The 13,301-nt window shown below is 66.2% G+C and carries 10 protein-coding genes and 1 CRISPR repeat array; of the genes, 9 read left to right on the top strand and 1 reads right to left on the bottom strand.

Going from position 1 to position 13,301, the window contains the following annotated elements:
• Positions 1-121: 121 nt before the first annotated feature.
• The 9 genes from cas3 (at position 122) to NNJEOMEG_RS05650 (ending at position 12,588) form a co-directional block, all read left to right on the top strand.
• Positions 122-2,827, top strand: coding sequence for a CRISPR-associated helicase Cas3' (cas3, locus tag NNJEOMEG_RS05690; protein ID WP_308464629.1), 2,706 nt, complete (start codon positions 122-124; stop codon positions 2,825-2,827).
• Positions 2,828-3,468: 641 nt separating this feature from the next.
• Entirely contained in the window at positions 3,469-5,097 is a 1,629-nt protein-coding gene (casA, locus tag NNJEOMEG_RS05685; RefSeq protein WP_173082213.1) for a type I-E CRISPR-associated protein Cse1/CasA, read from the top strand.
• A complete protein-coding gene (gene casB, locus NNJEOMEG_RS05680) occupies positions 5,094-5,687 on the top strand; it encodes a type I-E CRISPR-associated protein Cse2/CasB (protein ID WP_173082211.1) in 594 nt (197 codons plus the stop codon). The genes casA and casB overlap by 4 nt, the downstream gene beginning before the upstream one ends.
• Before the next feature lie 13 nt (positions 5,688-5,700).
• Positions 5,701-6,834, top strand: a complete 1,134-nt coding sequence (cas7e, locus tag NNJEOMEG_RS05675) for a type I-E CRISPR-associated protein Cas7/Cse4/CasC (protein WP_173082209.1) — start codon at positions 5,701-5,703, stop codon at positions 6,832-6,834.
• A gap of 3 nt (positions 6,835-6,837) precedes the next feature.
• Complete coding sequence (gene cas5e / locus NNJEOMEG_RS05670) at positions 6,838-7,578, top strand: type I-E CRISPR-associated protein Cas5/CasD (protein WP_173082208.1); 741 nt, start codon at positions 6,838-6,840, stop codon at positions 7,576-7,578.
• Positions 7,568-8,203, top strand: coding sequence for a type I-E CRISPR-associated protein Cas6/Cse3/CasE (gene cas6e, locus NNJEOMEG_RS05665; protein ID WP_173082207.1), 636 nt, complete (start codon positions 7,568-7,570; stop codon positions 8,201-8,203). Before cas5e ends, cas6e begins: the two co-directional genes overlap by 11 nt.
• On the top strand, positions 8,203-9,114 hold the full coding sequence (gene cas1e / locus NNJEOMEG_RS05660; protein ID WP_173082206.1) for a type I-E CRISPR-associated endonuclease Cas1e: 912 nt from the start codon (positions 8,203-8,205) through the stop codon (positions 9,112-9,114). The genes cas6e and cas1e overlap by 1 nt, the downstream gene beginning before the upstream one ends.
• The gene (gene cas2e, locus NNJEOMEG_RS05655; RefSeq protein ID WP_173082205.1) at positions 9,095-9,388 is read left to right on the top strand and encodes a type I-E CRISPR-associated endoribonuclease Cas2e; all 294 of its coding nucleotides are present in this window, start codon (positions 9,095-9,097) and stop codon (positions 9,386-9,388) included. The genes cas1e and cas2e overlap by 20 nt, the downstream gene beginning before the upstream one ends.
• A 96-nt stretch (positions 9,389-9,484) precedes the next feature.
• Positions 9,485-12,198: direct repeats of the CRISPR family, unit length 29 nt; unit sequence GTGTTCCCCGCGTGCGCGGGGATGATCCG.
• 207 nt (positions 12,199-12,405) lie between these two features.
• Positions 12,406-12,588, top strand: a complete 183-nt coding sequence (locus NNJEOMEG_RS05650; protein ID WP_173082204.1) for a hypothetical protein — start codon at positions 12,406-12,408, stop codon at positions 12,586-12,588.
• 210 nt (positions 12,589-12,798) lie between these two features.
• Here the strand turns inward: NNJEOMEG_RS05650 and NNJEOMEG_RS05645 are convergent, their stop codons facing one another.
• Positions 12,799-12,987 carry a hypothetical protein gene (locus tag NNJEOMEG_RS05645; RefSeq protein WP_173082203.1) on the bottom strand — a complete coding sequence of 63 codons (189 nt, stop codon included), beginning with the start codon at positions 12,985-12,987 and terminating at the stop codon, positions 12,799-12,801.
• Between the last annotated feature and the right edge of the window lie 314 nt (positions 12,988-13,301).

Raw genomic sequence — 13,301 nt, 5'->3', positions numbered from 1 at the left:
ACACATCATAGACATATTAACGCAACACGACAGATAGTTTTCGCAAACATCGCCATACATCACACATCACAGTCAACAAACAATCAATTAAACCTACAGCATAACAATCCATGGCATCGCCATGAATGACATGACAAACAACAATAGCAATCTTTTTCGATATTGGGGCAAAGCCACCCGGGGAGATGCAGAATGGCACCCTTTACTATACCATTGCGCCGACGTGGCGGCAGTCCTCCAGGTGCTGTTTGAGCGCGACGCCAGACTCCTCGACCGCCTGCATGGTCTCACACCAACATTCGATCGCCAACGTTTTGAAAAGCTGCTCCTCTTCTTCGCCTTTCTGCATGACCTGGGCAAAGTTGCTCCAGCCTTCCAGAACATGCGCCGGGACATCGTAAAGGACGCGGGCGGCGATCCTGCCCGGCGCTCAAGGGAGGCCCACCATACGGAACTGGGCCTGGAGCTGTTCGAGGAAGCCATCCGCCGCGCCCTGCGTGGGACGCACGCAGTCGGCAGCCTGGACGACCTCTTCGACGTGCTCGACCCTCTGGCTTCCGCCGCCTTCGGGCACCACGGAAGGCCCTGCTGCAGTCCAAACGCCTGCGACATGCCGCCTCTGGTCCGCGAAGACGCGCAGGCGTTCTTCGATGAGGGGCTGCGCCTATTCCCCGTCGATCTCGCGCAGCTTGCCGATGAGGAAGCCTACCTGTTCAGACCCGTCTCATGGCTCTTTTCCGGCCTCCTCGTTCTCTGCGACTGGATGGCTTCCGGCGAGGGCTTCCCGTTCATCCGGGATTCGATGCCCCTGGAGGACTATCTGGAGCGCCACGCCCTTCCGGCAGCCCGGGAGGCCGTGACGAGAAGCGGCGTGTTGTGTCCGGAGCCGCACGCTGCAGCTGGATTCGGCGAACTGCTGCCACACTTGCCCAAGGGGGCATGCCCTACCCCCCTGCAGGAGTTCGCCCTGCGGGAGGCCGCACGACCGCACGGCCAGTGCCTGCTCATCTTCGAGGACGTCACCGGCTCGGGCAAAACGGAGGCCGCGCTGTTGGCCGCCCACGGCATCATGTCCCGTGGCGACGCCCGGGGGCTCTACGTGGGTCTGCCCACCATGGCCACGGCCAACGGCATGTACGCCCGCTTGAACGAGAGCTACCGGGCATTGTTCGAGGAGTCGCCCATCGGGCCTGCGTCGCTCATGCTTGCCCACGGCGCGCGCAGCCTCCACGACGATTTCCTGTTCAGCATCGGACTCGAGCGCGGACGCCCCAGCGACGGCGACCAAAACGACGACGAATCCCCCGACTCCGGGGCCTTCTGCACGGCCTGGCTGGCCGACAACCGCAAAAAGGCGCTGCTCGCCCCCTGCGGCGTGGGCACACTGGACCAGGCCCTCCTGGCCGTGCTGCCTTCCCGTCATCAAAGCCTGAGGCTGCTGGGTCTGGGTCGAAACGTGCTGATCGTCGACGAGGTGCACGCCTACGCGCCCTACACCACGCGGCTGCTGGAGAATCTGATTGCTTTCCAAGCGGGTCTTGGCGGCAGCGTGATCCTGCTTTCGGCCACGCTTCCCCTGGACGTGAAGCAGCAGTTGGTTACGGCTTTCTGTGAGGGCGCGGGGATCACCCCGCCCGTCCTCACCAACCGGCCGCTACCCCTGGCCACGCGCGTGGACGCCCAGGACGTCGAGGAACACGGGCTGCCTTCCGAGCGGTCTCTGAAGGTTGCGGTGAAAATGACCGCCAGCCGCGAAGAGGCCATCGCTCGTTTGCTGGCCGTGCGCGAGGCGGGGGGCTGCGCCGCGTTCATTCTCAACACGGTGGACCGGGCCACCGAGACTTTCGACGCCCTCGCCCGGTCCGTTCCGCCCGAGGATCTCATCCTCTTCCACGCGCGCTTCGCCCTGGGCGACCGCCAGGCCATCGAGGCGGACGTGCTTTCCATGTTCGACAAGGACTCCACGCGGGAGGTCCGCAAGGGCAAAATCCTTGTAGCCACCCAGGTGGTTGAGCAGTCGCTTGACCTGGATTTCGACCACCTCGTCACCGAGCTAGCGCCCATGGAGTTGGTCATCCAGCGCGCCGGGCGCTGTCAGCGCCACAAGCGGGACTGGCGTCCGGCCGGCTTCGAAGCGCCTTCCGTGTTGGTGGTGGGGCCGCAGGCGCTACCGGACGCAGGGCCGGACTGGGGCAAAACGGAGCTGGGCACGGGACTGTTTGTCTACCCCATGCCGGGCGTTCTCTGGCGCACGGCGCGGCTGCTAGAGACCACAGGCAGGCTTTCGATGCCCGAGGACGCCAGGCGGCTGGTGGAGGGGGCCTACGCTTTGGATGATCCCGACACGCCTGAACTGCTCAAGAGCGAAGACGCCTTGCAGTGGATAAAAACCAAGGGCGAGCGCAGCTTGGCGGACTTGAACCTGCTGGACTTCAGGCAGGGCTACGGCACTGCGTCGGCCAACGGGGTCTGGCACAACGACAGGCTCACGCCCACCCGGCTTGGCCAGCCTTCCGTGACGCTTCGACTTGCCATCTTCGAGGACGGGCCGTTGCGGCTGTGGGGCTCGCACGCCCTGGACGCCAAGGCCTGCGCCTTGTCCGAGGTGTCCGTGCTGGCTTCGCGCCTCATGGGGCTGCCTGACCCCGAGGGAGTCTGGAAGGAGCGCCTGGACGCCCTGGAGGCGCAACTGCCCGACAAGGGCCGCTGGGCGCGGCTGATTCCCTTCGAGCGCGCAGGCTCAGACGAATGGCGCTGCGCCCTGCCGGGCTGGGAAGGTCTGCGCTATAGCCCGGGCCGGGGGCTCGGGTTTCAAAGAAAAAACTAAGCATAACAGTGCCTTGACCAAGAACGGCCTGTGTGTTAGGTAATATCAATTGATGTGCGAGAGTTTGCACGGCCCCGTGTGCCAGCGAAACCTCCCGCCTACACGGAAAGCTCCGAATCACGGTCCTGCCTTGGACATCAGCCAGAGTTCCCCTCGCAAGGGGGGATGACCCAGTTATGGCTGCTAATTTGACATGTTGGAGGGTTTTGTTCCCCACTCGCGTGGGGTTTTTTTTGAATGAAGGTTATAGCTGTAAAAATTTACATGATGATATTAATTGACATGGCCCCACTCCATGCCGATCAAAAAATCGCCCAGGCTCGAAAGCGCACGAGACCTGGGCGATTCGGCCATTGGACGTATCCAATGAGCAGCTGGTACCTCCTCATCTAGGTACTTCCTCTGGCCGAGTCAATTCCGCTGCGCCAACCCCAGGAGGTCACCATGACCTGTTACAGACGGAGGCGGAATCTCTTTATCGTCCTGCTGATCCTGGACGAACTCGGGCTCATCCTCATTTTCATCTCATCACCCGCCTGAGCACGGGCAACCCCGAAGCGTTCCAATCGCTTCCGGGGTTGCCCGTGTACGCCCTGTAGCATAGTATTCCATGTATCCATATCGTAAGGAGCACATTCTCCATGGACAAGTTCAATCTCTTGTCGGAGCCCTGGATTCCCGTGCGACGAGCCAGCGGGAAGCGCGAGCGCATCGCGCCCTGGCAACTCACGGAGGCCGATGTCCCCCTGGATATCGAGACCCCCCGGCCGGACTTCAAGGGCGCGCTGTTGGAGTTCCTGGTGGGGCTGGTGCAGACGGCCCTGCCTCCGGCCACCAGCAAGCTCTGGCGCAGACAGTTGGACCCCGGCGACGCCCCACAGCCCGAAGCTCTGTCCGCCGCCTTCAAGCCCCTCGAACCCCACTTCAACCTCTTCGGTGAACGTCCCCGTTTCCTCCAGGACCTCACCCTCTCCGTGGCCGAGGCGGGCGGCCCCTCCCCCGTGGCCGCCCTGCTCATGGACACGCCCGGCGAAAACGCCGCGCGCCACAACGGTGACTTCTTCATCAAGCGCGACCATTCACCCGACCGTCTCTGCCCCTCCTGCGCAGCAGCGGCCCTTTACGCCCTCCAGGCCTATGCTCCTTCGGGCGGGGTGGGCTACCGGGTCTCCCTGCGCGGCGGCGGGCCTTTGTCCACGCTCATCATTGGCGACTCGCTCTGGCGCACGGTCTGGTCCAACGTGCTGCCTCTTGAGGCCAAGGGCGTCACGCCCCTGTCTGCCGCCCCGCACCACGCCGCCGCCGTGTTCCCCTGGGCCGCGCCCACCGCCGTGAGCGACAAGAAGGGCACGGAAATCCACGCCGCGGGCCGCCACTTTCTCACGCACTACTGGGCCACGCCCCGCCGCGTGGTCCTGGAGCCGGAGGAAGACGCCCACCCCTCTGCCTGCCCGGTGTGCGGCGAAACAGGCCGTGTCTTCGTGCGCCGTTTCCTGGCCAGGAACTACGGCAACAACTACGGCGTCGGCTGGCGACACCCCCTCACGCCGCATCGGGAGCAGGGCCCCGGCAAGGAGCCCCTGACCCTCAAGGGCGTCAGCGAGGGACGCGGCTACAACCACTGGCTCGGACTGGTCTACGGCGATGCCCAGGACGAGAAGTTCCCGGTGCGGCCGGCCCTGGCAGTCGGCAACTTCCGGGAGTCCCTGCGGGGCGCCATGGGAGGGAAAGCAGCCCGACTGCGGGCCTTCGGCTGGGACATGGACAACATGAAGGCCCTCAACTGGTGTGAGGAGGAATACCCGGTCTACGACCTCCCACCGGACATCCCCGATGCCCCGGCGATCCTGGCGGATCGGGCAGGCCGTATGGTCCGCGCGGCGGACCAGGCCCGGCGCAACCTGCTCGCGGCAGCGAAGGAGGCCCTGTTCAGCGACGGCGCTCGCAACGCCAAGGCCGAGGCCACGCTCCTCGCAGGGCTCTCCATGCGCTTCTGGGCCGACACGAAACAGGCGTTCGAGCAGCGCGTCCAGGAGATCATCGCCTGCCTGAAAAACGCGGAGTACCCGCTGGAAGTCTACGAAACCTGGCGGGGCGTGCTCCTGGCCAGAACCGGAAGGTTGTTCCAGGACACGGCGGAGCGCGGCAGCTTCCCGGCACGCAGGCTCGAAACCATTTACGGCGCGCTCAACAGGATGAAGGCCTTCAATTACACGGGCTGCTCCAAGGCCCTCGGGCTGCCCATGGACGGCAAGGGAGGACGGCAATGACGAGACTGCGAGAGTTGATGAACCCCTGGATGCTGAAAGACCAGACGGACCGGATGGCCATGGACGAGCTTGCCGGTCGGTTCTGGTCCGTCCTGGAGGCGTGGTGGCGGGGCCTCGAAGACGACCGGGGAACGCGAGCCGTGCTCCGGCGCGCCAAGACGCCCCTGGCCGTCTTCATCACCCCCGAATTCCAGCGCGGGCCGGTGGCCCTGCTGACCCGGAACGGCATCGACCTCGACCACCAGGATCAGGAACGCCTGGCCCTGGGCCTGGGGGTGCTGGCCCATGTGGCCCCCCCGGTGAAGGATCGGACGGAGGGAGCCCCGCCCCACTTCGCGGGCCTGCTCAAACCGGAAAAGGGCCAGGAATCCACGCGCGATCCGCGCATGCGCAAGCTGCTCACCCTGGAGGATCAGGAGTCCGAAGCCCTGTTCCTCATGCTGCGCAGGCTGGCCAAATACCTGGAGGGCAAGGCCCCCGTGGGCGCTGCCTGGCGCAGCCTGCTGCGGGGCGCGTGCTTCTGGGACGAGAAGACCCGCCGAGGGTGGGCCATGGACTACTACGTTCACCGTGAAAAACCCGGAAAATAAGGGAGAATCCGCCATGTCGCGTTTCGTGCAGCTTCATATCCTGACCAGCTACGCCGCCTCCAACCTCAACCGCGACGACCTGGGCGCGCCCAAGTCCATGATGCTCGGCAACGCCGCCCGGCTGCGGGTCTCCTCCCAGAGCCTCAAGCGCGCCTGGCGCACCTCCGACGTGTTCCAGGCCGCCCTGGGCGGGGCACACCTGGGCACGCGCACCAAGGAGCTTGGCCGCAAGGTCTTCGCCGCCCTGGTCAACGGCGTGCCGCTGGCCGCCGCTTGGAAAGACGAGTCCGCCGCCGGGACCCTGAACGCCCTTAAGGAGACCAAGGCCGTCGAGATCGCCCGGGCCGTGGCCGGGGTGTTTGGTAAACTCAAGAGCGAAAGCAAAGCCGACAAGGACCCCGACCCTGCCAAGAAGCGTGTAGCACTCCTGGAATCGCTGGAGATCGAGCAGCTGGCCCACCTGAGCCCCGAGGAACTGGAAGAGGCGGCCAGGCTGACGGAGGCCTGCCGCGCCTCCGGGGCCGTCCCGGAGAAGGATGCCCTGGACCTCTTGCGCCACCGCGTGAAGGCGGCGGACATCGCCATGTTCGGGCGCATGCTGGCAGCCAGCGCCCGCTTCAACGTGGAGGCCGCCGTGCAGGTGGCCCACGCCCTGACCGTGCACAAGGCCGTTGCCGAGGACGACTTCTTCACCGCCGTGGACGACCTGAACAAGGACGACCAGGGCGCGGGCCACATGGGCGTGCTGGAGTTCGGGGCGGGCGTCTTCTACCTCTACGTGTGCGTGGACCGCTCCCTGCTGGCGGAGAACCTGTGCAACGACGCGGCCCTTGCGGCCAAGGCCCTGGAGGCCCTGGTGCGCGCGGCGTGCACCGTGGCCCCCTCGGGCAAGCAGAGCAGCTTCGCCTCCCGCGCCTACGCCTTCTACGCCCTGGCCGAGAAGGGGGACGCCCAGCCCCGGGGGCTGTCGCTGGCCTTCCTCAATCCCGTGGAGGAAGAGGATATGGGGCTTGAAGCCATCAAGAAGCTGGAATCGACCAGGGAATCCATGGAGCGCGTCTACGGCCAGACTGCCCAGTCCGAATGCTTCAACGCCCTGGAAGGGAAGGGGACGCTGGATGCTCTCGTCCGCTTCGCCGCGGAGTAGGCCATGGCCCTGTACCTGACCTTCCAGCTGTACGGGCCGTTGCAGGCCTACGGGCTGGTGGCCGTGGGGGAGGTGCGCCTGAGCGCCTCCCATCCCACGCGCTCGGCGGTGTTCGGGCTCCTGGGCGCGGCGCTGGGCGTGCGGCGCGAGGAGGAGGAACGCCTGACCGTGTTGGCGGACTCCTACGACCTGGCCGTGCGCACGGACCTGCCCGGCACGCCGCTTCTGGACTTCCACACCGTGCAGACGCCCCCAGAGCGCCGCAACCGGGTCTACCGCACCCGCTCCGACGAGCTGGGCGGGCTCCTGGGCGAGGACGAGGAGCCCTACACCATCCTCTCGCGCCGGGGCTACCTGTGCGACGCCTGCTTCACCGCCTGCCTGCGGGTCAGGGGCGACGCCCCGCCTCACACCCTGGAGGCCCTGGCCGAGGCCCTGCGGCGGCCTGCGTTCACCCCGTATCTGGGCCGCAAGAGTTGTCCGCCCGGCCTGCCCTTCCACCCCCAGGTGGGGGAGCACGCCGGGTTCGAGGAGGCCCTGGCGGTCTACGGGCTGCACCGGGAGCTGCACGACCGGCTCAGGCGTCCCGACGCCACGACCGCGCACCTGGACACCGCCGAAGACAGCGGGGCCCTGGTGCGGGATCTGACCGCGCACCACGGGCGCAGGCTCTTCGTGGAGCGCCGCGAGGCATCCCGCGACATCCCGGCCGCAAAGCCGAGAGGGGGTGACGATGTACTTTAGCCAACTGATCCTCGATCCCCGCAAGGCGGTGATCGACGGCTTCTACGACGCGCACCAGGCCTTGTGGGGGCTCTTCTCCGACTCCCCCGAGCGCAAGCGGGACTTCCTGTATCGGGAGATGGACCCCGTGACCTTCCTCACGGTCTCCGCGCGCCCGCCCGAGGACGCCACGGGGGCATGGCGGGTGCGCAGCAAGCCGTATGCGCCTCGCCTTTCCAAGGGCGACAGGCTCTACGTGTCGCTACGGGTGAACGCCGTGGTGAAGCGCAAGGGGGCGGACGGCAGGCAGGACCGCTTCGACGTGGTGCAGGACGCGCGGATGCGCCTCTTGGCCGCGAAGGAGCCCGTGCCGCCCCGCGCGGAGCTGGCCCAGAGCGAGGGGCTCAAATGGCTTGAGAAACACCAGGAGTCCTGGGGGCTGGTCTTCGACCCCAAGGGCGTGAACGTGACGAGCTACGTGCAGCACCGCTTGTGGCGCTACGGGTCCAAGGCCAAGGTCTCCGCGCTGGACATGGCCGGTTTCGCCCGCGTGACCGCCCCGGAGGCGGTCTTGAGGGCGTTGACGCTGGGCGTGGGCCCGGCCAAGGGGTTCGGCTGCGGGTTGATGCTGGCCAGGAGGGCCTGATGCTGCCCCGGCTGTCGCCCCTGCCGCTCAAGGAGCGGGCGTCCCTGGTGTTCCTGGAGCGGGGACGGCTGGACGTGCTGGACGGGGCCTTCGTGCTGGTGGACGCCAGCGGGACGCGCACGCACGTTCCCGTGGGAGCGGTGGCGTGCATCATGCTGGAGCCGGGCATCAGGGTGACCCACGCGGCCGTGACGCTTGCGGCGCGCGCGGGCACCCTGATCACCTGGGTGGGCGAGGCCGGAGTGCGTTTGTACGCCTCCGGCCAGCCCGGGGGCGCGCGCAGCGACAAGCTGCTGTACCAGGCCTCCCTGGCCCTGGACGAGGAGGCGCGGCGCAAGGTGGTCATGAAGATGTTCACCGTGCGCTTCGGGGAGGAGCCGCCCATGCGGCGCAGCGTGGACCAGCTGCGCGGCCTGGAGGGCGTGCGGGTGCGGGAGATGTACAAGCTGCTTGCGCGGCAGCACCGCGTGCCGTGGTCCGGCCGGAAGTACGATCCCAGGGAATGGGGCAGCGGGGACTTGCCCAACCGGTGCCTGAGCGCGGCCACGGCGTGCCTGCATGGCCTGTGCGAGGCGGCGGTGCTGGCGGCCGGATACGCGCCGTCCATCGGGTTTCTGCACACGGGCAAGCCGCGCAGTTTCGTCTACGACATCGCGGACCTCTACAAGTTCGACACGGTGGTCCCTGTCGCTTTCCGGGTTGCCGCGCAGCAGGGCGCGGAGCCCGAGCGCGCGGTGCGCCTCGCCTGCCGGGACAGGTTCCGGGAAACCAAGCTGCTCAAGCGGATCATTCCGGAGATCGAGGAGGTGCTTTCCGCCGGGGGCTTGCCTGTTCCCGACGCGCCTGCGGATGCGGTGGGACCGGCCTTCGCGGACGAGGAGGGGCTGGGCGATGATGGTCATCGTGGTTGAGAACGCGCCGCCCCGGCTTCGCGGCCGGTTGGCGGTGTGGCTTCTGGAGATCCGGGCTGGGGTGTACGTGGGTGATTTTTCCGCCAAGGCGCGGGAGATGATCTGGCGGCACGTGGAATGCGGCCTGGAGGACGGCAACGCGGTGATGGCCTGGAGCGCCCGGAACGAGTCCGGCTTCCAGTTCCGGACGCTGGGCGCGAACAGGCGAATGCCCGTTGATTTCGACGGCCTGGAACTGGTTTCGTTCTTCCCCGTCGAGGATGCGAAAAGCTGACCAAACGTCCTGCGTTCTTTGACAATCGAGAGCGAGCTTGTTGGCACCCGAAAACCGCTTGAAAAAATCCAGTAACTGTGGCGTTTTGCCGGAAGAGTGTTCCCCGCGTGCGCGGGGATGATCCGTCATTCGTGACAGATGCACCACGGGGTTTTAGGTGTTCCCCGCGTGCGCGGGGATGATCCGGGCAAACCCCTGCCCACCTGCTGGGGGTACTGGTGTTCCCCGCGTGCGCGGGGATGATCCGTATAATTTTGTAGACCTGTGGGCACTAGGAATGTGTTCCCCGCGTGCGCGGGGATGATCCGTTGTCGTGGATATATACAGACTGCGGATAGTCGTGTTCCCCGCGTGCGCGGGGATGATCCGGGCTCGGCGGGGTCGCGCCGGCCGGTCATGGTGTGTTCCCCGCGTGCGCGGGGATGATCCGACAACATGGAGGTCGCGGGCGTCGTCCTCCAAGTGTTCCCCGCGTGCGCGGGGATGATCCGGCCACCGCCAGACGCCCCACCGCGCCGTCCAGGTGTTCCCCGCGTGCGCGGGGATGATCCGCTGGAAAACAAACTCTGGTCCTCCCGCATCGAGTGTTCCCCGCGTGCGCGGGGATGATCCGAACCCGCCCGTGCCCGTCAGGGTCTGCTCCGTGTGTTCCCCGCGTGCGCGGGGATGATCCGGAGCGCATCATGGCCCAGAATCACGTTCAGGAGTGTTCCCCGCGTGCGCGGGGATGATCCGGCCGACGCCCCCTTCGTGGTGGTGGACGCCCTGTGTTCCCCGCGTGCGCGGGGATGATCCGAACGAACCGATGTTGGTGGTCGGGAGGCAGACGTGTTCCCCGCGTGCGCGGGGATGATCCGCCCGCCAGGGTGTTGCCCGAGGCCGACGTGGTGTGTTCCCCGCGTGCGCGGGGATGATCCGCTGGTGGACACCATCCTCCAGGCCCCGCTTCAGTGTTCCCCGCGTGCGCGGGGATGATCCGGATGGTATTTTCTCGCCCTTGGCGAGGAGGCGGTGTTCCCCGCGTGCGCGGGGATGATCCGGCGCTGCGTGATCGCTGAACCGGCCGCCCGTTGTGTTCCCCGCGTGCGCGGGGATGATCCGTCTGGGCAGTTCTGGGAGCAGCATCCCCAGAGGTGTTCCCCGCGTGCGCGGGGATGATCCGCAACTGCTGTGCAGGCATGAGTGGAGACACCAGTGTTCCCCGCGTGCGCGGGGATGATCCGCCGACCGTCATGGCGGCGAACGCCACCGTGGCGTGTTCCCCGCGTGCGCGGGGATGATCCGCTCGCTGCGGTGGATCGCGCTCGGGTCCGGGTGTGTTCCCCGCGTGCGCGGGGATGATCCGGCGACCACGGAGCCGTCGGGCGCGAACTCCACGTGTTCCCCGCGTGCGCGGGGATGATCCCCCTTCCGCCGCTGCCCCGGCCGCCTAAACCTCGTGTTCCCCGCGTGCGCGGGGATGATCCGTCTCAGAACACCCAGCTTGCACCAAACGGGAGGTGTTCCCCGCGTGCGCGGGGATGATCCGCAGGCCCCGGCGGTTGATCCGCTGGTTGAGCTGTGTTCCCCGCGTGCGCGGGGATGATCCGCGCAATGTCCATCAAAAAAATAGGCCCCGGCTGTGTTCCCCGCGTGCGCGGGGATGATCCGCGCGCCTGGGGCTCCACGAGGTCCAGGGCGATGTGTTCCCCGCGTGCGCGGGGATGATCCGTATGATTGCAGGAGAAACCCACCGAGAGTCCTGTGTTCCCCGCGTGCGCGGGGATGATCCGTGGCTGCTCGGCGGGCTGTCCATCGAAGTGTGGTGTTCCCCGCGTGCGCGGGGATGATCCGAAGTGCTGTTGGCAGACGTGGACTTTCACGAGGTGTTCCCCGCGTGCGCGGGGATGATCCGTTATACAAGCCTTCATCATTTCCAAGCCAGAGGTGTTCCCCGCGTGCGCGGGGATGATCCGGAGCGCTTAGATATGGATCAACGCGAGCGGAAGTGTTCCCCGCGTGCGCGGGGATGATCCGTCATGACAAGGCTTGAAGAGATCAAGGCGCGGGTGTTCCCCGCGTGCGCGGGGATGATCCGGACCTGGGCGCGGCGTCTGCCACGGGCTACCAGTGTTCCCCGCGTGCGCGGGGATGATCCGGACGTTTTGACCAGGATCGAGGCCAAAGGGGAGTGTTCCCCGCGTGCGCGGGGATGATCCGCTCCTGTCGCACGACTACGCCATCCTTGGCGAGTGTTCCCCGCGTGCGCGGGGATGATCCGGTCACGTTCCACACCCTGCGACATACTTACGCGTGTTCCCCGCGTGCGCGGGGATGATCCGGTCGACGATGAGGCCGGTCATCCCACCACCTCGTGTTCCCCGCGTGCGCGGGGATGATCCGCCGTAGACCTCATCGGGCGTCCGAGCCTGGAGGTGTTCCCCGCGTGCGCGGGGATGATCCGGCGTGTCCGCGATCATGGACCAGGACGGCAAAGTGTTCCCCGCGTGCGCGGGGATGATCCGGACGTGGCGGCCCGCATCGAGCGACAGGAGAAGTGTTCCACGCGTGCGCGGGGATGATCCGGCGGGCAGCTTCGAGCTCAAGGACATGGCCAAGTGTTCCCCGCGTGCGCGGGGATGATCCGCCCATGAACTCGATGGCTGCTCCCTCGCCAACGTGTTCCCCGCGTGCGCGGGGATGATCCGGACGTGGCGGCCCGCATCGAGCGACAGGAGAAGTGTTCCACGCGTGCGCGGGGAAGATCCCGGATTGCGCGGAGGTGATAGAAGCCACGTCGAAGTGTTCCACGCGTGCGCGGGGAAGATTCGTGCGGGGGCTCAATGACGCCAGGCAGCCAAACATGTACCCCGTGTGCTGAGGTGATACCTACCCACTATCGCACGGTCACGCTCGAACGGCGCTCCTCCCAACAACGTGGGCACTGCCCCAACAGCCAACTCAAGGAGGTCAACATGTGCCTACCAGACCCTACCACACTGCCCCTGCTCTACCGATGGGAGGGCAAGCACCTGACCATGGACGTGCGCGACTACGGCAGCAGTAGCCGACTGGCCATCACAGGGCATGCACGATGGCGCAAGTGGAACCTGCTCAAAATGGTGCCGGGCCGCCAGCTCTGGCTCTTCAAATACATTGCACGCCTGTTTGAAGCCCTGGAACAAGCAGACGCGAACCAACAAGGCAGCCAAGGACATTGATGCCGCAGAAGACCTACGACGCCGCCAAGCAACGGCCCCTGGCTTTCAAGGTGAACTCAAATTCGCCCTGACTCCAGCGTTTGGGAATCCTAGCTGGCTTTGGCAGTCCGTAATCGGGTCAGATGACCAGTTGGCTTTGGCGAGATTGGCGTCTGGCGACACCACTGGCCGCCTCGTAAGTAACGGCGGGTTTCTCGCGCCCTGGTACGGCTACTCGGGCTTTGCGCCCGACGGCTTTTGCGGGAGCGTGGCCAGGATCGGCAGCGGGTCCAGCTTCCGTGGCCCGGCCAGGAGCAACTCTGCGGCCTGGTCCCCGTCCACCTTTGCCCAATCCACCCGGCTGGTGGCCCGCTTCTCGGCCTTGATTCTGAGACTCTCCAGCTTGACGAGCTTTGGCATGACCTCACTCCCCTCAAAAGCTCTACAACCTTTTGCTGCTGACGAGCTTTTCGCAGTTTACACCATCACGAGGGCCCCCACCCGAAGCTCAGCAAGGCTCCTACGCCCAATCCCCCCGATGGGACCCTTTAGACCCACCTCCCTCTCGTCACAGAGGGGGGTGCCCGGGGTGGGGGAGCGTATGTGCATGAAGGCGAAGTTGATCCAGCCGAGGACCCTTAACAGCCCGTTGCAAAAGGTCGTTTTCGGCTATTACCCCTCACAGACGACTGCGATGGGCATGATTGCGCGGCATTGCTCCTCTGCAACCAAGA

Source organism: Fundidesulfovibrio magnetotacticus, assembly GCF_013019105.1.
Classification (GTDB): Bacteria; Desulfobacterota; Desulfovibrionia; order Desulfovibrionales; family Desulfovibrionaceae; genus Fundidesulfovibrio; species Fundidesulfovibrio magnetotacticus.
The sequence above is the reverse complement of the archived record's forward strand: the minus strand, read 5'-3'. Positions and strand labels throughout refer to the sequence as shown.

What these genes read in the sequence shown, in the direction of transcription:
- NNJEOMEG_RS05650 (WP_173082204.1), top strand. Translation starts at nt 12,406, where the DNA reads ATGGACGTGCGCGACTACGGCAGCAGTAGCCGACTGGCCATCACAGGG.
- cas2e (WP_173082205.1), top strand. Translation starts at nt 9,095, where the DNA reads ATGATGGTCATCGTGGTTGAGAACGCGCCGCCCCGGCTTCGCGGCCGG.
- cas3 (WP_308464629.1), top strand. Translation starts at nt 122, where the DNA reads ATGAATGACATGACAAACAACAATAGCAATCTTTTTCGATATTGGGGC.
- NNJEOMEG_RS05645 (WP_173082203.1), bottom strand. Translation starts at nt 12,987, where the DNA reads ATGCCAAAGCTCGTCAAGCTGGAGAGTCTCAGAATCAAGGCCGAGAAG.
- casA (WP_173082213.1), top strand. Translation starts at nt 3,469, where the DNA reads ATGGACAAGTTCAATCTCTTGTCGGAGCCCTGGATTCCCGTGCGACGA.
- casB (WP_173082211.1), top strand. Translation starts at nt 5,094, where the DNA reads ATGACGAGACTGCGAGAGTTGATGAACCCCTGGATGCTGAAAGACCAG.
- cas7e (WP_173082209.1), top strand. Translation starts at nt 5,701, where the DNA reads ATGTCGCGTTTCGTGCAGCTTCATATCCTGACCAGCTACGCCGCCTCC.
- cas1e (WP_173082206.1), top strand. Translation starts at nt 8,203, where the DNA reads ATGCTGCCCCGGCTGTCGCCCCTGCCGCTCAAGGAGCGGGCGTCCCTG.
- cas5e (WP_173082208.1), top strand. Translation starts at nt 6,838, where the DNA reads ATGGCCCTGTACCTGACCTTCCAGCTGTACGGGCCGTTGCAGGCCTAC.
- cas6e (WP_173082207.1), top strand. Translation starts at nt 7,568, where the DNA reads ATGTACTTTAGCCAACTGATCCTCGATCCCCGCAAGGCGGTGATCGAC.